This is a genomic window from Meiothermus sp., from assembly GCF_026004075.1.
Classification (GTDB): domain Bacteria; phylum Deinococcota; class Deinococci; order Deinococcales; family Thermaceae; genus Meiothermus.
Genome location: NZ_BPIK01000002.1, coordinates 614,594 through 633,860, shown reverse-complemented (window position 1 = coordinate 633,860; position 19,267 = coordinate 614,594). Strand labels below are relative to the sequence as shown.

23 protein-coding genes are annotated in these 19,267 nt (G+C 63.3%); 8 read left to right on the top strand and 15 right to left on the bottom strand.

Annotation, left to right across the window (positions count from 1 at the left end; translation table 11 throughout):
* Nucleotides 1-5: 5 nt before the first annotated feature.
* The 10 genes from Q0X18_RS15530 to trxB form a co-directional block, all read right to left on the bottom strand.
* A complete protein-coding gene (locus tag Q0X18_RS15530; RefSeq protein ID WP_297563895.1) occupies nucleotides 6-1,367 on the bottom strand; it encodes a DUF3422 family protein in 1,362 nt (453 codons plus the stop codon).
* An 11-nt stretch (nucleotides 1,368-1,378) separates the two neighbouring features.
* Nucleotides 1,379-2,206, bottom strand: coding sequence for a class I fructose-bisphosphate aldolase (locus tag Q0X18_RS15525; protein WP_297563894.1), 828 nt, complete (start codon nucleotides 2,204-2,206; stop codon nucleotides 1,379-1,381).
* A 153-nt stretch (nucleotides 2,207-2,359) separates the two neighbouring features.
* Entirely contained in the window at nucleotides 2,360-2,641 is a 282-nt protein-coding gene (locus Q0X18_RS15520) for a hypothetical protein (RefSeq protein ID WP_297563892.1), read from the bottom strand.
* Nucleotides 2,642-2,649: 8 nt separating this feature from the next.
* A complete protein-coding gene (locus Q0X18_RS15515; RefSeq protein WP_297563891.1) occupies nucleotides 2,650-2,934 on the bottom strand; it encodes an annexin VII in 285 nt (94 codons plus the stop codon).
* Entirely contained in the window at nucleotides 2,931-3,233 is a 303-nt protein-coding gene (locus Q0X18_RS15510) for a Dabb family protein (protein ID WP_297563889.1), read from the bottom strand. Before Q0X18_RS15510 ends, Q0X18_RS15515 begins: the two co-directional genes overlap by 4 nt.
* An 8-nt stretch (nucleotides 3,234-3,241) precedes the next feature.
* A complete protein-coding gene (locus tag Q0X18_RS15505; RefSeq protein WP_297563888.1) occupies nucleotides 3,242-3,994 on the bottom strand; it encodes an HAD family hydrolase in 753 nt (250 codons plus the stop codon).
* Between the two features lie 30 nt (nucleotides 3,995-4,024).
* On the bottom strand, nucleotides 4,025-4,726 hold the full coding sequence (locus Q0X18_RS15500) for a 2-phosphosulfolactate phosphatase (RefSeq protein ID WP_297563887.1): 702 nt from the start codon (nucleotides 4,724-4,726) through the stop codon (nucleotides 4,025-4,027).
* A complete protein-coding gene (gene tkt / locus Q0X18_RS15495; protein ID WP_297563886.1) occupies nucleotides 4,723-6,702 on the bottom strand; it encodes a transketolase in 1,980 nt (659 codons plus the stop codon). Before tkt ends, Q0X18_RS15500 begins: the two co-directional genes overlap by 4 nt.
* Before the next feature lie 366 nt (nucleotides 6,703-7,068).
* The gene (locus Q0X18_RS15490) at nucleotides 7,069-8,136 is read right to left on the bottom strand and encodes a C4-dicarboxylate transporter (protein ID WP_297563885.1); all 1,068 of its coding nucleotides are present in this window, start codon (nucleotides 8,134-8,136) and stop codon (nucleotides 7,069-7,071) included.
* 9 nt (nucleotides 8,137-8,145) lie between these two features.
* Nucleotides 8,146-9,084, bottom strand: a complete 939-nt coding sequence (trxB, locus tag Q0X18_RS15485) for a thioredoxin-disulfide reductase (protein WP_297563883.1) — start codon at nucleotides 9,082-9,084, stop codon at nucleotides 8,146-8,148.
* 123 nt (nucleotides 9,085-9,207) lie between these two features.
* On the opposite strand from trxB, the gene Q0X18_RS15480 reads away from it, so the two are divergent.
* The 5 genes from Q0X18_RS15480 (at nucleotide 9,208) to Q0X18_RS15460 (ending at nucleotide 11,508) form a co-directional block, all read left to right on the top strand.
* Entirely contained in the window at nucleotides 9,208-9,591 is a 384-nt protein-coding gene (locus Q0X18_RS15480; RefSeq protein ID WP_297563882.1) for a hypothetical protein, read from the top strand.
* 110 nt (nucleotides 9,592-9,701) lie between these two features.
* Entirely contained in the window at nucleotides 9,702-10,130 is a 429-nt protein-coding gene (locus tag Q0X18_RS15475; RefSeq protein ID WP_297563880.1) for a copper chaperone PCu(A)C, read from the top strand.
* 91 nt (nucleotides 10,131-10,221) lie between these two features.
* Nucleotides 10,222-10,356: a hypothetical protein gene (locus Q0X18_RS15470; RefSeq protein ID WP_297563879.1), complete on the top strand. Its 135-nt coding sequence runs from the start codon at nucleotides 10,222-10,224 to the stop codon at nucleotides 10,354-10,356.
* A complete protein-coding gene (locus Q0X18_RS15465) occupies nucleotides 10,353-11,165 on the top strand; it encodes a TlpA family protein disulfide reductase (protein ID WP_297563877.1) in 813 nt (270 codons plus the stop codon). Before Q0X18_RS15470 ends, Q0X18_RS15465 begins: the two co-directional genes overlap by 4 nt.
* 67 nt (nucleotides 11,166-11,232) lie before the next feature.
* On the top strand, nucleotides 11,233-11,508 hold the full coding sequence (locus Q0X18_RS15460; RefSeq protein ID WP_297563876.1) for a metal-sensitive transcriptional regulator: 276 nt from the start codon (nucleotides 11,233-11,235) through the stop codon (nucleotides 11,506-11,508).
* Between the two features lie 315 nt (nucleotides 11,509-11,823).
* Here the strand turns inward: Q0X18_RS15460 and Q0X18_RS15455 are convergent, their stop codons facing one another.
* From Q0X18_RS15455 to Q0X18_RS15445, 3 genes are all read right to left on the bottom strand, one after another.
* Entirely contained in the window at nucleotides 11,824-12,270 is a 447-nt protein-coding gene (locus Q0X18_RS15455; RefSeq protein ID WP_297563875.1) for a universal stress protein, read from the bottom strand.
* 14 nt (nucleotides 12,271-12,284) lie between these two features.
* Nucleotides 12,285-13,262 carry a universal stress protein gene (locus Q0X18_RS15450; RefSeq protein ID WP_297563873.1) on the bottom strand — a complete coding sequence of 326 codons (978 nt, stop codon included), beginning with the start codon at nucleotides 13,260-13,262 and terminating at the stop codon, nucleotides 12,285-12,287.
* Nucleotides 13,263-13,558: 296 nt separating this feature from the next.
* Nucleotides 13,559-14,065, bottom strand: coding sequence for a flavodoxin domain-containing protein (locus tag Q0X18_RS15445; RefSeq protein WP_297563872.1), 507 nt, complete (start codon nucleotides 14,063-14,065; stop codon nucleotides 13,559-13,561).
* A 502-nt stretch (nucleotides 14,066-14,567) separates the two neighbouring features.
* Between Q0X18_RS15445 and Q0X18_RS15440 the strand changes: the two genes are divergently transcribed.
* From Q0X18_RS15440 to Q0X18_RS15430, 3 genes are all read left to right on the top strand, one after another.
* A complete protein-coding gene (locus Q0X18_RS15440; protein WP_297563870.1) occupies nucleotides 14,568-14,885 on the top strand; it encodes a YqjD family protein in 318 nt (105 codons plus the stop codon).
* A complete protein-coding gene (locus Q0X18_RS15435) occupies nucleotides 14,873-15,148 on the top strand; it encodes a hypothetical protein (protein ID WP_297563869.1) in 276 nt (91 codons plus the stop codon). The genes Q0X18_RS15440 and Q0X18_RS15435 overlap by 13 nt, the downstream gene beginning before the upstream one ends.
* A 91-nt stretch (nucleotides 15,149-15,239) precedes the next feature.
* Nucleotides 15,240-15,470, top strand: a complete 231-nt coding sequence (locus tag Q0X18_RS15430; RefSeq protein ID WP_297563867.1) for a hypothetical protein — start codon at nucleotides 15,240-15,242, stop codon at nucleotides 15,468-15,470.
* 194 nt (nucleotides 15,471-15,664) lie between these two features.
* On the opposite strand, the gene mgtA is transcribed toward Q0X18_RS15430, so the two are convergent.
* On the bottom strand, nucleotides 15,665-18,265 hold the full coding sequence (gene mgtA, locus Q0X18_RS15425; protein WP_297563866.1) for a magnesium-translocating P-type ATPase: 2,601 nt from the start codon (nucleotides 18,263-18,265) through the stop codon (nucleotides 15,665-15,667).
* 2 nt (nucleotides 18,266-18,267) lie between these two features.
* Nucleotides 18,268-19,248, bottom strand: coding sequence for a CapA family protein (locus Q0X18_RS15420; protein ID WP_297563865.1), 981 nt, complete (start codon nucleotides 19,246-19,248; stop codon nucleotides 18,268-18,270).
* Nucleotides 19,249-19,267: the final 19 nt, after the last annotated feature.

Here is a 19,267-nt window from a genome sequence, read left to right as displayed (position 1 = left end):
AGCCGCTACTCCCGGCCTTGCTGTGCGGTCAGCCGGTGGTGAATCTGGCGGGTAAGCCACCAGACCGCGGCCATCACCCCCGGGATGGCCAGCCCTGCCGCCAGCTCGGGCGAGATGGGCAGGCCGGCCTCCTTACCGGCCTTGAAGAGGTAGTACAGCAAGCCCACCACATAGTAGGAGATGGCCGCAATGGAGAGGCCCTCGACGGTGCGCTGGAGCTGGTACTGCATCTCCTGGCCGCGCTTGAGTTTGTGCAAAAGCTCCTGGTTCTGGGTCTCGAGGGCGATGTCTGCGCGGGTACGCAGCAGGGCCCCGGCCCGCTCGATGCGCTGGGAGAGGGCGGCCAGGCGCTGGGCGGTGGAGTCCACCGTGGCCATGGCCGGGCTGAAGCGGCGCTGCAAAAACTCGCCGATGGTCTGGGTGCCGGGGATGGGGGCCTCGCGCAGTTCGGCCAGGCGGGCCCTGACCAGGGCGTGGTAGGCTGCGGTGGCGCTAAAGCGGTAGCCGTGCTCAGCCATAGCGTGCTCCACCCTGGCCGCCAGAGCCTCGAGCTCGTCCAGCAAACCGGCATCGGCCTGGTTGGTATCGCGGATGCGGGCAGTCATCTGGGCCAGGGCCTGCTCCGATTCCAGCAGCATGGGCCGCAAGCTCCGGGCCACCGGAAACCCCAGCAAGGCCATCATGCGGTAGGCCTCCATCTCCAAGAGCCGGGCCGCAATACGGCCTGCGCGGGTCTCGCTGGTCTCCGGCGGGGCCACCACCACCATGCGCTCAAAACCGCTTTGCCGCAGGCGGAAATCGGTCACGGCGCAGCTATGCCCATTCCGGCCCATCAGCGAGGCCACCACCCCGTGCGCACCGAGCCAGGGACGGGCGATGTTGAGTGCCTCCTCCACCGGCCCGTGCAGCATAATCAGCTTGACCGCCGAAAGGGTACGACCGGGAATCCCCCGCAGCCAGCTTGTGTCCACCACTAGATGGCCCAGGAGATCGGCGTCGGGGCTGGGCGCAATGGCGGGCAGGTGTTGCACCAGGGTATAGGTGCTGAACTCGGTGTGCCGCTCCCAGCGCAGCGAGCCCCCCGGCAGGCGCAGGCGCAGGTAGGTGCCGGCGAGCTGGTCGAGCTCGAGTTCCCCCAGGCCCGAGAGCTGGCGCAGGTGCTCGAGCTCGGCTTCGCGCGAAACCCCCTCGTGCCGCACCGCCACCTGCACCACCAGGGCCGGCAGGCGGATGCGGGGGGTGGGGCGGGCATGCAGTTCGTTGTGGAGCTGAAGGCGCAGGGGATCATCGGGCGGCAATACACCCCGATCCCGCGATGGGGTATCGTCGGTCATCAGGTGATAGGTTTCTGGGCTCGAGCGCATCATCTCCCTCCCCATTATGCCCCAGCCCGCAGGGCTTCCAGGGCTGCCTCGGGGGTGGCCCCCTGGTGCACGACCTGCATCAAAGCCCGCACCAGATCCAGCGGCCTGGGGTGCTGGATGATGTTGCGCCCATAGACAACCCCTTTTGCGCCCTGTTGCAACACCAGGTAGGTGCGCTCCAGCAGGGTGGCATCGTCTACGCGGCCCCCTCCCCGCACCAGCACCGGCCTGCTCGAGGCTGCCTCCACCACCCGGTGGTACTGGCTGAGGTCGGTGGTGAAGTCGGCCTTGATCAGGTCGGCCCCCAACTCCACCGCCTGGCGCACCAGCGGCACAATCTTTTCCACATCCCCGTCCACGCTATACCCCCCGGCCTGCATCACCAAAGGCTCCACCATCAAGGGGAAGCCATAGCGCTCGGTGAGGGGTTTGAGCCGGGCCACGTTGCGCAGGCTCTCGCGCAGAAGCTCGGGCTGGTCGGGCAGCCACAGCAGGTTGACCACCACACAGGCTGCATCCCAGCGGATGGCCTGCTCGAGAACCTCCTCCATCAGTTCGGAAAACAGCACGCGGGGCAGGCGTGGGCCATAGACGTTGGTGGTGTCGGTTCGCAGCACCAAAGCCGGCTTGTTTTTACCGGGCAGGTGTTGCAAAAGGTGGGCCTGGCCGGGGGTCAGTTGGATGGCATCGGGGCCGGCCTGCACCAGGGTGGCTACCGCCTGGGCCAGGTTCTCAATGCCCTGCAGAAAGCTCCCCTCTCCAAAAATGCCATGATCCAGGGCCACATCCAGACAGCGGCCATCGGGAGCCAGCAGGCGGTTAAGGCGAGGAAGCGCACTCATATTCACACCGGCTTATTCTGGGTCACTATCACGACGATCAGACGCTGGTTTGCCGGGTACTTACACACCGTTTACAGAGGATTCTCGTTTCCTTGTTTGGGCCGCTCCCGGGGCTCTGTCTGCAAAAGCAACGCTCCGATTAGATACTAGATGTCAGTCAAGGTCGTTTTGGAAACTTTCGTAGCCGTTTTCCTCGAGCCAGAGCTTGGTCTCGTAAGGCGGACGAAAGGCGGCCGGGTCGGCCACTGGCCCCTCCATCCAGTGGGGCTTGGCCAGGGCGGGCGGCTCCTGGCTCCAGTAGAAGTAGTACAGCGCCCAGTAACCCCGGTCATCGTGCAGAATCAGGGCATCCCCATAACCATCGCCCATCTGGCGCAGGGCCAGTTGTTTGGCCTCGGCATAGGTCAGTTCGTCGTACTCACGCACCCCCGGCATACCCCCTCCTACTTCGACTCGTTGATAAACAGGTTATACCCGTTGGCCTCGAGCCAGTGGGCCATCTGGTAGGGCTCCATAAAAACCGGCTCGCTCTGAGGCCCTGCCACCCAGTCGGGCGGGTGCGAGGGCACCGGCGCACGCAGGCCCAGCAGGCCAAACAGGTAGTACAGCGCATAGTAGCCCGCGTTCCCCTGGAGCACCAGCCCTTCCCCATAGCCGTCTACCAGCACCTTCTGGGCTTTGGCCTCGGCCTCGGCGTAGGGCATCCGGCGGAATACCTCGGCGGTCATACCTCCTCCGGAAACAGCCTCAGGAAATCGGTGGTGAGTCGATCGGGGGCCATGGGGCGAAACACCGTGTTGGCGAACTGCTGGTGGAGGGGATGATCGCGGTAGAAGGTAATCACGCTTTCATCGGCAAAATCCACCACCAGCAAATAGCGGTAGCGGGGCGACACCCCCACCGCCTTACCCAGCTCGAAGCCCACCACCCCCGGAATCTGGCCCAGCACCCTCCGGGCTTGCTCAAACATCCGCTGCACCTCGGCCTCTGGGGCTTGGGTGTTGAAGACAATCAGGTGCCGCACCATAGTGGGTTTCACCCGTGCGTCGTCGCCAAGTGTAACCAATCCCGCAGCAGCTCCACCGTCACCACCAGGCCAGTGCTTTTAGGCCCTTGCCGCACCTGGGCCGGCAGCTCCGGCTCGCCAAGGTGATCCAGCACCGCCAGGGCTCCCTCGAAGCACTGGCTGCGGGTGTAGTGGCTGTAGGTGATCAGAACCGGCAGACCCGCCTGCTGAGCGGCAATCAGGCCGTTATGGGAGTCTTCGATGGCCAGGGCCTCTCCCGGCTTCAGCCTCATCTGCTGTAAGGCCTGGATATATACGTCCGGCGCGGGTTTCTTTTTCGCCACCATGTCCCCCGCCACAATGCACTCAAACCAGCCTGGCACCTCCGGCCCGGCCTGCTCGAGCAACACCTGCACGTTTTCTAGCGAGGTGGTGGTGGCGATGCCCAGGCGCACCCCCTTCTGGCGGGCCTCGCGCCACAGCCGCAGCACCCCCGGACGAAAGGGCACCTCACCCGCCCTCACGATCTGGTTGTAGAGTTCGGTTTTGCGGCGGTGAAGCCCGGCGATGTCGGCCTCCAGCAGTTTGGGGCACTCGGGGCAGTGGTAGAGGTAGTGGGCGATGCGTTCCTTGCCACCGGTCACCCACAGCAGCCGCTCGTAGAGTTCGCGATTCCATTCGATCTCGAGGCCCGCCTCGGCAAAGGCCCGGTTGAAGGCCAGCCGGTGGCCCTCCTCGGTCTCGGCAATGACCCCGTCTACATCAAAAATCAGTGCTTGCACGCTTCCCCCTACAGTCTTGCAGCCGCGCCCTCAGGCAAAAACCAGGGCCTCCCCGCGCCGTTCCAGCAGCCGGGGTACCCGCTCCGAAAGGCCCAGCTGGGCACAGAAGGCCACATCCTCGCCCAGCCCCTCGCGCACCAGGGCCAGGGCCGCCTCGGAGGCCTCGAGCAGGGGGCGGGCGGGCTTTTGCGCCAGGTGCAGGGCCATCTGCACCCCATCCCCCACCGGCTCAAACCCTTCGGCCAGCAGGGCCTGGGCCAGCACCCCGGCGGTGTAGAGGTCGTCTAAGCCCACCTGCCCCTCCTTGCCCGCGCACAGGATGGCCACCTCGTCGCCCAGCCGGGCCGCCTGCTGCACAGCAGCGGGGGCGTTCAGGAGCGAGGCCAGCATTACCTCGCGGGCCACCTGGGCGGCCTTGTGGGCGGCCTTGGTGCCGTTGGTGGTGGCGTGGATTACCGTGCGGCCCCAGAGTTCGGCCAACGCTGCCTCGCGTGGGCTGTTGCCAAAGTCGAAGCCTTCGGGTCTGAGCCCGCCTATCTCGCCCGCCAGCAGTTCGCCGTTTTGCCGCAGGGCACGGGCCGCCTCCAGATCCGCGGTAAGCCACAGAGCCTGCGCCCCTGCCTCCAAAAACATCACCGCCGTACTGGTGGCCCTTATCACATCCACCACCAGCATCACTTCGGCCTCCGGCAGGGCGGCCAGGGGCAGGGGGTGTACTCGAACCCGCCTCATACCCGAAGCAGTTCCAGCACCGCTCGAGCCACCGCGCCAGGCCGGAAGCCCAGGTTCTCGTAGACGGCGGGGTAAGGGGCGCTCGCGCCAAAGTGATCGAGGCCCAGCACCGCATCGGCGTAGCGCTCCCAGCCCAGGCTGGCCCCGGCTTCCACCGCCAGGGTGGGCAACCCCTTGGGCAGCACGGCCTCGCGGTACGATTCGGGCTGGGCCTCAAAGGCCTCCCAGCAGGGCAGGCTCACCACCCGTACCGGAATCCCCTCGGCATCGAGCTGCTTCTGGGCTTCCAGGGCCAGGGCCACCTCGCTGCCCGTGGCCACGATGGCCGCTTTGGCATTGGGCCGCTCGGCGATCACATAGCCGCCCTTCAGGGTGCCTTCGGCGCCTGCCAGGGCATCGCGCTCCAGCACCGGCAGGGCCTGCCGGGTGAGCACCAAAGCGGTAGGCCCCTGGCGGCGCTCCAGGGCCAGGCGCCAGGCGTAGGCGGTCTCGAGGGCATCGGCCGGCCGCACCACATAAAGGTTGGGCATGGCCCGCAGGCTGGCCAGGTGCTCGATGGGCTGGTGGGTGGGGCCGTCCTCGCCGATGGCGATGGAGTCGTGGGTCAGCACGAAGATGCTGGGGGTGCCCATCAGAGCGGCCAGGCGGATGGCCGGGCGCATGTAGTCCGAGAAAACGAAGAAGGTCCCCCCATAGGCGCGGTAGCCCCCGTGCAGGTTGAGGCCGTTCAGGATGGCCCCCATGGCGTGTTCCCGCACCCCGTAGTGCAGGTAGCGCCCGCTGGGGTTCTCGCGGGAGAAGGGCTGCATCCCGGCGGCCTGGGTGTTGTTGGAGGGGGTCAGGTCGGCGCTACCGCCCAGCAGTTCGGGGAGGTGGGGGGCCAGCGCGTCCAGCACCTTGCCGCTGGCAGCCCGCGTAGCCAGCTTGCCGCTAAAGCCGGGGAGAAGGGCCTCCCAGTCCAGCGGGGGTAGCTCGCCTTTGAGGCGGCGCAGTAGTTCCTGCGCTGCTTCGGGGTAGGCCTCGGCGTAACGCTGGAGGCGGGCGTTCCAGTCGGCCTCGAGCCGCTGCCCCCGGGCTACGGCGGCCCGGAAGTGCTCGTAGATCTCGCGGGGAATCTCGAAGGGCGGGTGGGGCCAGTTCAGGTTGTGGCGGGTGGCCTCGAGGGCCTCCGGGCCCAGGGGCTCACCGTGCACTTTGTGGCTACCGGCCTTGGGCGAGCCGGCCCCAATTACCGTACGTACCGCAATTAGCGAGGGGCGGGCGTCTACCTGGGCGGCCCGGATGGCCTGGCGCAGCGCGGTCAGGTCTTCCCCATCGACCCGCTGGGTATGCCAGCCATAGGCCCGGTAGCGCTCGAGCACGTCCTCGCCGAAGGAGAGCGCCGTGTTGCCGTCAATGGAGATGTGGTTGTCGTCCCACAGCACAATCAGCTTCCCCAGCCCCCAGTGCCCGGCCAGGCTGCTGGCCTCGCCCGAAACCCCCTCCATCAGGTCGCCGTCCGAGGCCAGCACATAGGTGTAGTGATCTATGAGGGTATGCCCCTCGCGGTTGAACTCGGCGGCCAGCTTGCGCTCGGCCAGGGCCAGCCCCACCGCGGTGCTGATGCCCTGGCCCAGAGGCCCGGTGGTCACCTCCACCCCTGGGGTGTGGCCGTACTCGGGGTGGCCGGGGGTTTTGGAGCCCCACTGGCGGAAGCGCCGGAGTTCGTCGAGCGGCAGGTCGTAGCCGGTGAGGTGCAGCAGGGCATACAGAAGCATGGAGCCGTGCCCCGCCGACAGCACGAACCGGTCGCGGTCGGGCCAGTGGGGGTGGGTGGGGCTGTGCTTGAGGAAGTCGCTCCAAAGCACATAAGCCGCCGGTGCCATGCCTAAGGGCATGCCCGGATGCCCGCTTTTGGCCTGCTCTACCGCGTCGGCTGCCAGCATCCGGATGGCCGTGATGGCCTGGGTCTCGATTGCGCTGAGGGTGCTTGCCATGTGTCTCCTTTCACAAGGTGGCCTTATAGGTAGTTTAGGCACGGCAAACTAAAACCATCAAGCATGGTTTTGGTTTTTTTGATAAATGATGCTTATTGAACCTCGAGCCGCAATTTGGCAAGCGCTCCTGCGCCCAGCATCGAGGGTCATACGCATTTCGGTAGTATCGTTCACTTCGGCAAGCCCAAACGATATTACCGAAATGCTTTTCTACTCCCTTCGGTCGGCTTGAATCCTTCACCTTTGACTACACCCCACGGTGAAGGATTCAAGCGGAAACGGTATCAGTCCAGTATTTTGGCGCGTCAACGGCGCATAGACCGATGGTTTACCAGAGCTTTTTTCCGATTGCGTCCCAATCGCCCACTAACCTTTGGGCGGTCGCAAAGCCCCCAGGCTGGCCCAGGCTCTAAAGGAGTAGAACATCACCCAGAGCCAGAACACCCCCAACAGCCCGAGCAGCCCCCAGGCCAGCCCGCCCAGGAAGGCCGAGTCCAGCGCCCGAGCCAGCGCCAGCGTGGCCAGGGTAAAAGCCCCCAAGGGGAAGACAAACCCCCACCAGCCGGGGGCAAAGTGAAACTGCGTACGGCGGCACTCCACCAGCAGGGTATCCAGCAGCAGCAGCAGGCTGTAGGCCAGCCACCACAGGCCCAGGCCCCAGACCGCCAGCCCGATCACCGGCCAGACCGCCCCATAGCTCTCCGGGATGAGCCCGGCCTGCACCCCGCCCTCGAGCCAGCGCCAGGGGGCCAGCACCAGCAGGCCCACCGGGGCCAGCCCAATGAAGACCGAGGGCAGGAAGTGGGGCTCGAGGCGGCCGTACCCATACAACCGCTGCAAAAAGCTCGGCAGCACGAACAAGAACAGAAAAAGCCCAATCCCCAGGAACAGGCCGCTCACCACCCAAAGCTCCTTTTGCCAGACTTTGGGAAAACTGGAAAGCCAGAGCCCTCCAGCCATGGGCACCAGCAGGGCCGAGACCGGTGGGATAAACCAGGCTCCACTGGCGGCCTCGATGGGCAGCCTGAGCCGGGTGCTTACCCAGTAGACCACCAGCAGGCCCACCAAGAAAATCAGCGGCGTCCCCAGCAGAAAAAGCCCCTGGCCCAGAGGGAGCGCCCAGGGCCCCAGGGGCAGAGCCCGGGTCGCCAGGCTCAGCACCAGAAGGGCAATAGGTAGCGTGGGGAGCATCTGGGACAGCAGGGGATGCTGTAAATCGGCCAGGGCGGCCTGGGGAAAGCGCAGGAGCTTGGCCAGGTAGAGCCCCAGCAACCCTGCCATGAACAAGAGGGCCAGCCCGTAGACCGGCAAGGCCAGCCCCACCAGGCCAAACTGGGCCAGGGCCAGGGCCAGCACCCCCGTACCCATCACCGCCGCAAACCAGGCCGGGTTCAGGTAGCGCACGCTGGGCGCTGCTGGAACTGCTGCTTCCACAAGAACCCCCTAGTGCACGGCGGCGTGTTCCTGTTCGGCCAGGTAGCGCTCGGCCATCATGGCCGCACGGGTGCCGGCTCCCACGCTGGTGGAAAGCTGGCGGTAGATGGGGTCGGCCACATCCCCCGCCGCAAACAGCCCCGGAACCGAAGTGAAAATCTCGTCCCGCACCGCCACGTAGCCGTCGGGCCGGAGTTCCACCACCCCCTGCAAAAAGCCGGTGTTGGGCTCATGCCCGATGAAAACAAAGACCCCGTCGGTAGGGTAGTCGTAGACCTCGCCGGTCTTCAGGTTTCTGAGGCGCACCCCGGTGACAGTCTCCTCGCCCAGCACCTCCTCGACCACGGTATCCCAGATGAACTGCATCTTGGGGTGGGCCAGAGCCCGGGCCTGGGCGGTCTTGTTGGCCCGCAGGGTGTCGCGGCGGTGCACCAGGGTGACCTTGGAGGCAAACTTGGTGAGGAACAGACCTTCCTCCACCGCGGCGTCGCCCCCGCCCACCACCACCACTTCCTTGCCCCGGTAAAAGAAGCCGTCACAGGTAGCACAGGTGCTCACACCCCGGCCATAAAACTTCTCTTCGCCGGGTACGCCCAGTTTCTTGGGGTTGGCCCCGGTGGCCAGAATTACCGTGCGGGCGCGGTAGTCCTGCTCGTAGCCCCGCACCACGAAACCCTCCGGGGTTTTTTCCACGGCCTGGGCCTCGTCCATCACAATCTCGGCCCCAAAGCGTTTGGCCTGCTGCACCATGCGTTCGGATAGCTCAGCCCCGCTGATGGGCTCGGGGAAGCCGGGGTAGTTCTCCACCTCCTCGGTCTGGGCAATCTGGCCCCCCGGCAGGCCTTTTTCCAGGATGAGGGTTTTGAGGTTGGCCCGTCCGGTGTAGATGCCTGCGGTCAGCCCGGCGGGGCCGCCCCCGATAATCACCACGTCGTAGAGTTGGCTCATGATCAGTCTCCTTACGCCAGCCTAAGGCCAGCTCTTTCTATGAGCCAGTATAACATACCCCTGGGGGATATGTGTCGCGGGACGTTTGCCCCTAGGGGGGGCCTGGCTATACTGGTTCCAAGTATGTGGGCGGCTCCGGCTCGAGTCCACCGCACCCGCTGGGTTTTCTTCCTGGCGGGGCTGGTGCTCTTGGTCTCGAGCCAGTACGCGCTGCGCGACCCGCGCAGCCAGGTGCTGCCAGTGAGTTTTTTGGCAGAAGCTGACGTCTGTACCTTTGCTGCAGGGGCTTCCCACACCCAGTCCACCCCCTCACCCCCCCATACCCACCAACCCCACTACCCCCTCTGCCTGAACTCTGCGTTTGTCATAGCATTAACCGCGTTTGCGACAGAGGTCCGGCCGGATGTGCAGATAGGGCTGCTACAAGCCACACCAACGGAACCGGTGTACATCCGATATAGCTTCTGGGAACACACTCCCTATCGGGGGCCTCCGTTGTGGGCCTAAGTGGGTAACACCTGTTACCGTGAACAAAACCCTTGAGGATGGACTTGAACATCCACGACCCTGAACTGTCTTTCTTTAGAGGCCATTGAGGCCTCGAGCTGGAGCAAGGTATGCTACGCACAATACTGGTTTTGTTGAGTTTGATAGGCCTGACGGGCCTTGCCCAAACCGCCCTGAAAGCCGAAAATCCCTGGGTTCGCCTGGTACCTGGCCCGGTGAGCGGGGCCTTCATGACCCTTTACAACCCCAGCGACAGGGCCATTCGGGTGATTGCCGTCGAAAGCCCCATGGCTGGTAAGGTAGAAATCCACCAAACCACCATCGTTAAAGGTGCAGGGGGCACAGAGGTCATGCAGATGCGCCCCGTTCAGTTTCTGGAGATCCCGGCCAAGGGCAGGGTCGAGCTCAAACCCGGGGGTTATCACATCATGCTGATGATGCTTAAAGAACCCCTGCAGGAGGGCAAGCTAGTTCGGATCACCCTGAGGCTCGAGGGGGGCGGCACTCTGCTGGTGGAAGCCCCCGTCAAAGCGCAGTAATCCCAACGTATGTGCTATTCCTGTGTGTTGTGCATGGGAATTTCTCTAACTTTTGCAGATTATATCCCCCTGGGGTATAATGACCCCGGATATGACGCGCTTTATAAAGGTTGGGGTGGAGCGCCTGCGCAGCGGGCTGGCCTGCCGTTTGCGTGGGTTTTCATTATGCCGGGTAGCCCCCTGGGTCGCGCTGCTGGCGCTGGGATGGGTGGTGTATAGCCGATGAAACTCAGCCCGGACGCCCTTTTGCTGGGCCCTCTGGCCCTGAGCTGGCCCAACCTGGCCCTGCTGGTGGGGGTTCTGGCCTTTACCTGGCTGGCCGCCCGGCAAGGCCTGGAAAGCAAAGCCTGGTGGGTGCTGCTGGCGACGCTCCTGGCCGCCCGGATAGGCTATGTGGTGGCCCACCTCTCCACCTGGCCCAGCCTGGGGGCTGCCCTCCTGGGTGTTGTGGACATCCGCAGCGGGGGCTGGAACTGGTGGGTGGGGCTTCCGGTGGGGGCCCTGGCCGCGGTCTGGCTCTTACGCCAAGAAAGCCCACGGCTCTTGGTGCCGGGCGGCGCGGCGCTGGCACTGGCGTTGTTACCCCTGGGGGTGCAGTTTAGCCTGACCCGGCCCGCCCAGACCCCGGCGCCGCCCGAGTATGCCAGCCGCGTGCTGCAGTACCTCGAGCCCGCCCAAACCCGCCCTCTGGAAGTGCGCTTTGCTGAACTCCCCAAGCCCATGCTGCTCAACTTCTGGGCCACCTGGTGCCCACCCTGCCGGGCCGAGATGCCCCTTTTGGTGGAGTACCAGCAGAAGGGCTACCCCATCGTGCTGCTCAACGCCGGCGAAGACGTGGGAGCCATCCAGGGCTTTCTGGCCCAGACCGGGCTTTCGGCGCGGGTTTTCCTGGACAGCGCCGGCTTGCAGCGGGCCTTCCAGGTAAGCGGGCTGCCCACCACTTTGCTGATTGGCGCCGATGGAAAGGTGCTGGCCCGCCACCTGGGGCCGGTGAACCGGGCCCAGCTTGAAGAGCTTTTGCGGCAGTTGGAATAGCGCGGCTCGAGCTCCGCTGTTGGAAGGAGCGGGCACCTTGGGGTACGATACCCCCTGGGGATACGCCATGCGTACTGTCAAAAAACACGACCTCGAGGCCCGCACTCGCGTCCTGAACCGGCTCAAGCGGCTGGAGGGGCAGGTGCGGGGCCTGCAAAAGATGGTGGAAGAAGACCGCGACTGCCGCGAAATCTTAACGCTGCTGGCTGGCATCCGAAGCGCCCTGGAAGCCACCGGCGACCTCATCTTTGAGACCTACCTGGAAGAGTGCCGGGCCGACCTGGCCAGAGGCCAGGGGGACACCAAGGCCATCGTGGAGGCCGTGCGCCTGCTGCGCAGGTAAAGCGGCTTTCGACCAGTATGTCGCATACCGAACTCGAAAGCCTGACTTTTTGAATCCTGCGACCGCTGAGCCTGTCAAGACACGGTTACAGCGCTGATTCTGAGTCAGTCGAAGGGGTCGAGGCGGGGCTATAGGGCCCCTCGCAATGCGGGTAGTTTTGCTCGGGGCCGTCTACGAAGGTGGTGGGCTCTTCTGGTATTTTCAGAGTATCAAAGCGCCCAATCTATCGTCGATAGCTTCGTGTCCTACAATCACCCCACGCCGTCCTGCACAATACAAAGCCGTTGTAGTTGTAGGGGTTGGTGGCGGTCTGGGTTAGTGGGGTGGTTCATGCATTCGTACCACCAACATCGGTTTGGGGCTTCGCTGCAATACCTTTTGAGTTACCGATCCCAGCAGGAGCCGATCCAGCCCGCTGCGCCCGTGGGTGCCCATCACCACCAGGTCGTGCCCGGCAGCCTCCTCCACAATCACCTGGGCGGCATTGCCCTGCTTGAGTTCGGTCTTGGCCGGAACCCCCAGGTACTGGGCGAACCCCTCGGCCCGCTCGAGGGCCTGCTTGCCGGCTATCTCGAGGTCACGGGTGAGGTCGGGGTAGTAGGGAATGGTCTCGGGGCCAATCAGTATACGGGCCATCACCGGCTCTACCACATACAGCAAGGTGGTCTCGGCCCCCAGGCTTTTGGCCAGCTCGAGGCCTGCCTTAACAGCGGTTTCGCTAGGGGCACTGCCATCGGTCGGAATCAGAATTCGTTTGTACATGGTTCCTCCTTGCTTTAGCGCTCCCCAGGCGGGGGGAGGTGTCGTTCTTCGGGGTGGTTCAGGGCGGCAGGGTTGCGTACCAGCAGAATGGGCTGGCGGGCCTGCTGGGCTACATCCTCGGCCACGCTACCCAGTAAGAACTTGCGCAGCCCGGTGTGCCCGTGTGTGCCCATCACGATCAGGTCGGCTTTTTCCTCGTTGGCCACTTCGCAGATGCGCTCCCCAATCAGGCTCCGTCCGGCCTCCCGCAGTATGGTGTGCACTTGCGTGCTATGTTCGCAGCGCTTTGTGGCTTCTTTCAAGATGAACTCGCCTTGTTCGCGCAGGCGGGCTTGCTCCTGGGATAGTTGGGCCTGTAGTTGGGCCTGGTCGGCAAACATCCAAGCCCGCCCTGCACTCAGGTATAGCTGGGTCAGATCGGGTACCACGTACACCACCGAAAGCTTGGCCTTCAGGGCCCCGGCCAGTGCATCGGCGTGTTGCAGAGCCAGCTCACTATAGGCACTGCCGTCAAAGGCAACCAAGATGCGCTTGAACAAGGTGGGCTCGGTATCGTCCCCCCGCACCAGCAAGAGTGGTGTGGGGGCCAGGCGGGCCATGCGTTCGGCCACGCTGCCCAGCAGCACCCTGGGCAGGCCGGTGCGCCCGTGGGTGCCCATTACCACCAGGTCGCAGCCATGGGCAACCCCAGCGTCCACCAGGGCTTCTGCAACGCCTGGGCGGCTTTCCGGCTGGGTACTGGTGAGCTGGGTGGCGCAGGCAACCTTGAGATGCTGGGCTTTGCGCTCCCAGTGCTCCAACAAGGCCCGCCCAACCGTGCGGGCTCGCTCGAGCGCTTCCTGGTAGTCGTGTAGCTCGCGGTAGCGCTGTGGCTCAATAACGTGCACAAACACCACCGAAGCCCCTAGCCGCTTGGCAAGGGCCAGCCCAACCTCTGCCGCATGCTCACCGGGGGGTGAGCCGTCTATAGGCAAAAGAATGCATTGATACATACCCACCTCCGTTGGCTATGCTGAGCGGCCTCTCCAGGTGGAAGAGACTGCTAAGGCGGGAAGAGGGAAAACCACCGCTGTCTCTCCTACGTGCATTTTCAGTCACCCTTCCTGTAGCAACCAAACCCAGCCAAACCAACCTGTAACCTGTACGATAGCCCCAGTGGTGATTTCCGTCCATAGCCTTGCCAGATCAACCGAGCCTGACCCAAAAGCCGGGAGCAGTTGGTGGAGAGCCAGGCCCAGAGGTTGGTGTGGGAATCTTCATGTAGCGTGCGGTGCGTAAGCAGTTCTCCTCATGTGCTGGGCTGCTTTTCAAACTGCTGATACACCCGCTCAGCCCAGGTGGAGAGGCGCTCCCAGCCGCTCCAATCTCCTTGCGGGGTGACCTTGGAATTGACCAGCATCTCGGGAGGCATGGACTGCTGGTCTCGCGAGAAAATGGCGACCTCAAGGGGCTCCACCACGCGGCGCACCTCGCTAAGATGCCCCAGCACTTCCTCAATGCGCTGGGGGAATTCCTGGAGTAACTGGCTATACACCAGGAAATAGATTAGCGGGAGTGTGGCCAGGGATTGCCGATGATCGGTGACAAAGTGTATGGCCTCAGGAAGCCACTTCTCGTCGCGCACCCCACTGCCCAAAACCACTGCGCGGTACACGCTCAAATCCCTAATCTGCTCCACGGGCCTCACCTCGACCAAGGCTCCCTTCTCTCGCATAACTTTGGCGATGGCCTCGGCTATCCTTTGGGTTGTGCCACCACGGGTGGCGTATGCAATCAGAATCGGCCTCGCTACCATAAAAGCCTCCTTAGAAAGTTGCACTCCATGCACGTGTGATTGCCGCTCAACAGGTCACCCCATGCCTTCGGAAACCACCCGGTAGCCCCAATACCCTCTCATCGGAGATCAACCTCGTTCCAATCGCAGAAGCGCATGCCATCGGGCCTCATCTGAGGCCGCCAGAATACCGCTCCGCAGCCAATAGGCCCACCCGCAACCAGCGTACAAACACACCCCTTCCAGGCGAACATTCCACCCTATTCAGGCTGAACCGGCGGTGTTACCGAGACATTACCAGCTCTCTCGAGGTGCAACTGGGGCTCAGCTCAGAGGGCGAGGTGTAGTACCGTTTCCGCACAAACCCGCGGGTCAATCGTTTTTTGTGGTATCTGCGGGTTGGAGCGCTCTTAACAGGGCAGGCTAAGGCATAACTCTGCTTGAACCTGCCTGCGGGACACCTGACCCATTGCGTTAGGAGTAACTTTAAGTTTGTAAAGAAAGCCCATCAAGGAGGTAGATTATGGCGATTGTCGAACCCAATGTGACCAGAGAGTTACAGGATATTCGTAACGATCTGACCCTGCTCCGCAAGGATTTGAGTGAGCTGGCCCAAGCCATGCGGGTCAACCTGAAGGACGAGACCCAACACCTGCGCGAAGGGATGTTTGAAGCCTTCGAAACAGCCCGTGTGCGGGGGGACAAGATCATCCACAATGTGGAACACCGGATTGAAGAACGTCCCTTCCTGAGCGTGCTGGCTGCTTTTGGGGTGGGCTTGGTGGCAGGTTGGTTCACCGAACGGCGGGCGCTGATGGGGCGCCGGGTGTGGCGGGAATAGTTGAGTTGCTGTTGGGCCTCTTCGATGTACTGGAGGCCGAAGCGCGCTCGCTGAAGATGGGCTTTCTGCGCGTGGCGGGCGCGCTTCTTCTTTTGGTTGTGGCCGTCCTGCTGGTACTGGGCGGCCTGCTCCTTTTGTTATGGGCTGCTTATTTGTGGCTCAGCAGCTTGCTGAGTGCTCCCCTCTCGGCCTTGCTGGTTGGTTTGCTGTCGCTTCTGCTGGCGGGGGGCTTGTGGTGGCAAGCTCGAAGGATGATGCGCTAGTTTGACGTTGCCGATGCTAGCGGTAGAGGAAGTTTGACTGCCGGGTGCGGCTAGGTTTTTCTGAAGGCTGCTCGAGGTAGCAGGAGTGGGTATGAGCGACGCCAACCGCCCCCCGCCCAAGGATAATTCCCCGGATCGCCAGGCGGCCAGGGCCCGGCTGCGCCAGGCTGCCCAGCGTTTTGACCAGGAAAGCCTGGACTGGGTCGAGCGGCATCCCAACGAGACACTGGGCCTGGCCTTGTTGGTAGGCTGGCTGCTGGCCCGCTATCCCCGCCTACGCCGGGTGTTGGAGCGGCTGTTGGTGGAAACCCTTTCGCGATAGAACCGTACAATACGCATTCCGGCAGGATCGTTCGCTTTTGAAAGCCTAAACGATACTTCCGGCATGCACTCCTACTCCCTTTGGTCGGCTCGAACCCCTCGCCTTTGATGACACCCAAGGGCGAAGGGTTCAAGCGGAACCAGTATAACTTTGCTTTCCGGTAACTATATCTGGCGCGACCAAGTTGCCGGCACTTATCTTGTGCCCTCTTCACCTTGACCGGTGTTTTTGAGAGGGCCGAGCTGGCTCGAGAAACGCCGATAGAAAACGTGCTTAGCCAGCTCCACCAAAAAAACATACAGCAGGGTCAGGCCCAATAACCCCAGCAGCAACGCCGGGGATAGGGGCACAAAGCCAAAAGCAGCACTGAAGGGGAGATAGGGCAATAGCACGGCCAGCACGGTCAGCAGCAGCGTAGACCCGAGCAAAAGTCGGCCCGGCTGGCTCTGAAAGAAGGGGCGGCGGGTGCGTATCACCAGCGCGACCAGAAGCTCAGTGAGCAGTGACTCCATGAACCAGCCGGTGCGGAACACCTCGGGGGTGGCACGAAAAACCCACAGCAGCAGGCCGAACGTCAGGTAGTCAAATATCGAACTGATCAGACCAAACACCACCATAAAATTGCGTATGAAGCGCATATCCAGGCGGTGGGGCTTTTCCAGCCATTCCCGGTCTACATTATCGGTGGCGAGGCCCACTGCCGGGAGATCGGATAGAAAGTTGTTGAGCAGAATTTGCTTGGCCAAAAGAGGCAGGAAAGGGAGAAAAGCCGAGGCCCCGGCCATACTGAACATATTGCCGAAGTTGGCGCTGGTGGTCGTGAAGATGTATTTGAGGGTGTTGGCAAAAGTTTTTCGCCCCTCCTCGATGCCTTCCCGCAGAACATCTAGGTTGGGCTCGAGCAATACCAGGTCGGCAGCCTCCTTGGCTACGTCTACCGCCTGGTCTACCGAGATGCCCACATCGGCCGCGTGAAGGGCCGGGGCATCGTTGATGCCATCGCCCATATAACCCACCACGTGTCCTGTCTTTTGCAGGGCCAGAATCAGGCGTTCTTTCTGGCTGGGGTCTACCTCCACAAACAGGTTGCAGCGCTCGGCCTGGTGCCACAGGGCTTCGTCGGGCAGGGTGGCAAGTTCGCGTCCGGTAAGCAGGCCCTGCACCTGCATCCCAATCTGTGTAGCCAGGTGGACGGCCACCTTGCGGTTGTCTCCGGTGATGATCTTGAGGTCTATGCCCAGGTGGGCCAGGCGGGCCAGGGTGTCCTGCACGCCGGGTTTGGGTGGGTCGAAGAAAAGCAAAAAGCCCACAAAAACAAGGCCCTGTTCGTCATTGTGCCCAAAGACCGCTTGCTGAGCGGCAGCCGGCTTATAGGCCAATCCCAAAACCCGGTAGCCTTGCTCGCTGTAGCGGCTGTAGAGGGCTTCGAGGTGCTCTTGGTCGGAATCTTCCAGAGGCCGAACCCGGCCGTTCTCCTCGAGCTGGCTAGAGACCTCGAGCAACTGCTCCAAAGCTCCTTTGGTTACCAGGTATCGCTCCCCAGCCTGCTCTACCACCACGCTCAGGCGCTTGCGGCTAAAATCGTAGGGTATCTCGTCAATCTTTTGCACACCTGCGGCATCCAAACCCGCCTGTGCGGCTGCCTCTATCACGGCCTGATCCAGCGGGTTGGTCAGGCCGGTCTGGAAGTAGGCGTTCCAGAACGCATAGCGCAGGGTCTGGGGCGAGGACTGACCCCAAGCATCCAGCGCCGCGTCCAGCCGTACCACCCCTTTGGTCAGGGTGCCGGTTTTGTCGGTACAGAGCACATCCATGCTGCCTAGGTTCTCGATGGCGCTCAGCCGGCGCACAATCACACCTTGGCGGGCCATGCGCTGGGCCCCCTTGGCCAGGTTGACCCCGATGATGGCCGGCAGCAGTTCGGGGGTCAGGCCCACCGCCAGTGCGATGGCGAAAAGCAGGGAGTCAACGGGCGGTTTCTCGCCAAACACGTTGACCGCGAACACCAGAAGCACCATCAGGAGCATCACCTGGGTCAGCAGGAAACCAAACTGCCGTATGCCCCGCTCGAATTCGGTCTCGGGGGGGCGCAGCGCCAGCCGGTCGGCAATCTGCCCGAAAGCAGTACGAACCCCGGTCTCGACCACCAGCATGCGCGCAGTACCGCTGCGCACGTTGGTTCCCATGAAAACACAGTTGTTGCGTTCGCCCAGGCTGGCTTCGGGCAACACCACCCCAGGGCGTTTCTCCACTGGAAAGGTCTCGCCGGTAAGGGCTGACTGGCTGACGAAAAAGTCCTTGGCCTCGAGTACCCGGCCATCGGCAGGGATCAGGGTGCCCGCCGAGAGCAGCACCACGTCGCCGGGCACCACTTCTTCGGCAGGGATGCGCTGAATCTGGCCTCCGCGCAACACCGAAACCCTGACCTGAACCCTGGCCAGCAGGCGCTGCACCGCCCGGCTGGCGCTGTACTCCTGCACGAAAGAGATCAGAGCGCTGCCCAGCACGATCAGCAGCACAATCCAGGCATCCACCCACTCCTGCACCAGCGCTGAGATAGAGGCCGCAAAGACCAGAATCAGCACCAGCGGGCTCTTGAACTGGTTCAGAAAAACCGACAGGGCGGTAGAACGCCGACGGGTTTGGAGGGTGTTGGCCCCCCACTGTTGCAAGCGGCGGAGCGCCTCGGTAGGGCTGAGCCCGGATGGCTGGCTTTCCAGCCGGGTCCAGAGCCCCTCCAGCTCTTCTGCCCAGTAGGGGGTGGGGGGCACAGATGGGCGTGGGCGCTGGCGCATGGTTAACTCCTTCCGCAAGAAATCCACAGCCGGTCACCTTCGCGCGAGACGGTGCTGTTCAGTTCCGCCGATAGCATCTGCTGCCGCTCGAGGATGGCCGCCCGGTCGGGGCCGGTGGCCAGGTTGACCTGGCAGTTATCAATGAGCAAGGGCAGCAGTTCCATTTTTTGGACGTGCTGGTTTTGGATGTAAAGCCGGTACAGCAGGCCCCAGTCGTTGCGCAAAACCGGGTCTACGGCGTAGTCGTCCACCAACTCGCCGCAGTCGTAGAGGATGGGCTTTCCGTGGTAAATCTCAACCCCTTGAAAGACGTGGGCGCTGTGGCCGTGAAAGACGTCGGCCCCGGCCTCCACCACCGCCCTGGCAAAGGCGCAAAACGGGGGTGGAGGGCGCAGGCGCATATTGGGCCCCCAGTGCGCCGATACGATCACCAGCCCGGCGCCCCGCAACCGGGCCTGATGTATCTGCTCGCGCAACACCGCCACCGAGGCGGGGACAACCGGCAGGTAGTTGGTGCCCGGCGTGTTTTGGCCTGCTTGCCAGCCGGGTTCGTTGTCGGTGAAGGCCACCACACCCACCTTCAGGTTCGCTGCCTGCAAAATGGCTGGGCGGCGGGCCTCCTCGAGGTTCCTGCCCGCACCCACATAGGGAATTTGGGCCTGCTCGAGCAGCTCCAGCATCTGCAAGAAGGCTTCTTCTTCGTAGTCGAGCACATGGTTGTTGGCCAGCACCACGCAGTTGATGCGGGCCCGTTTGAGGGTCTCGATGGCGCGGGGGTGGGCACGGAAGTGGAAGACCTTCTCCCAGCGGCTAAAGGGCTCGCCCTTATCGGAGATCACGCACTCGAGGTTCACCACCCGCAGGTCGGCTTGGTGCAGCTCGTCCAGCACGTTTCCGAAGGGGTAGGCTGGCCCATAGCGCAGCAGGGCCTCGTTCACCAGGCGGCCCAGCATCAGGTCACCGGTCAGGCAAAGGGAAACCATGCGCTTCCTCCTAACCCTG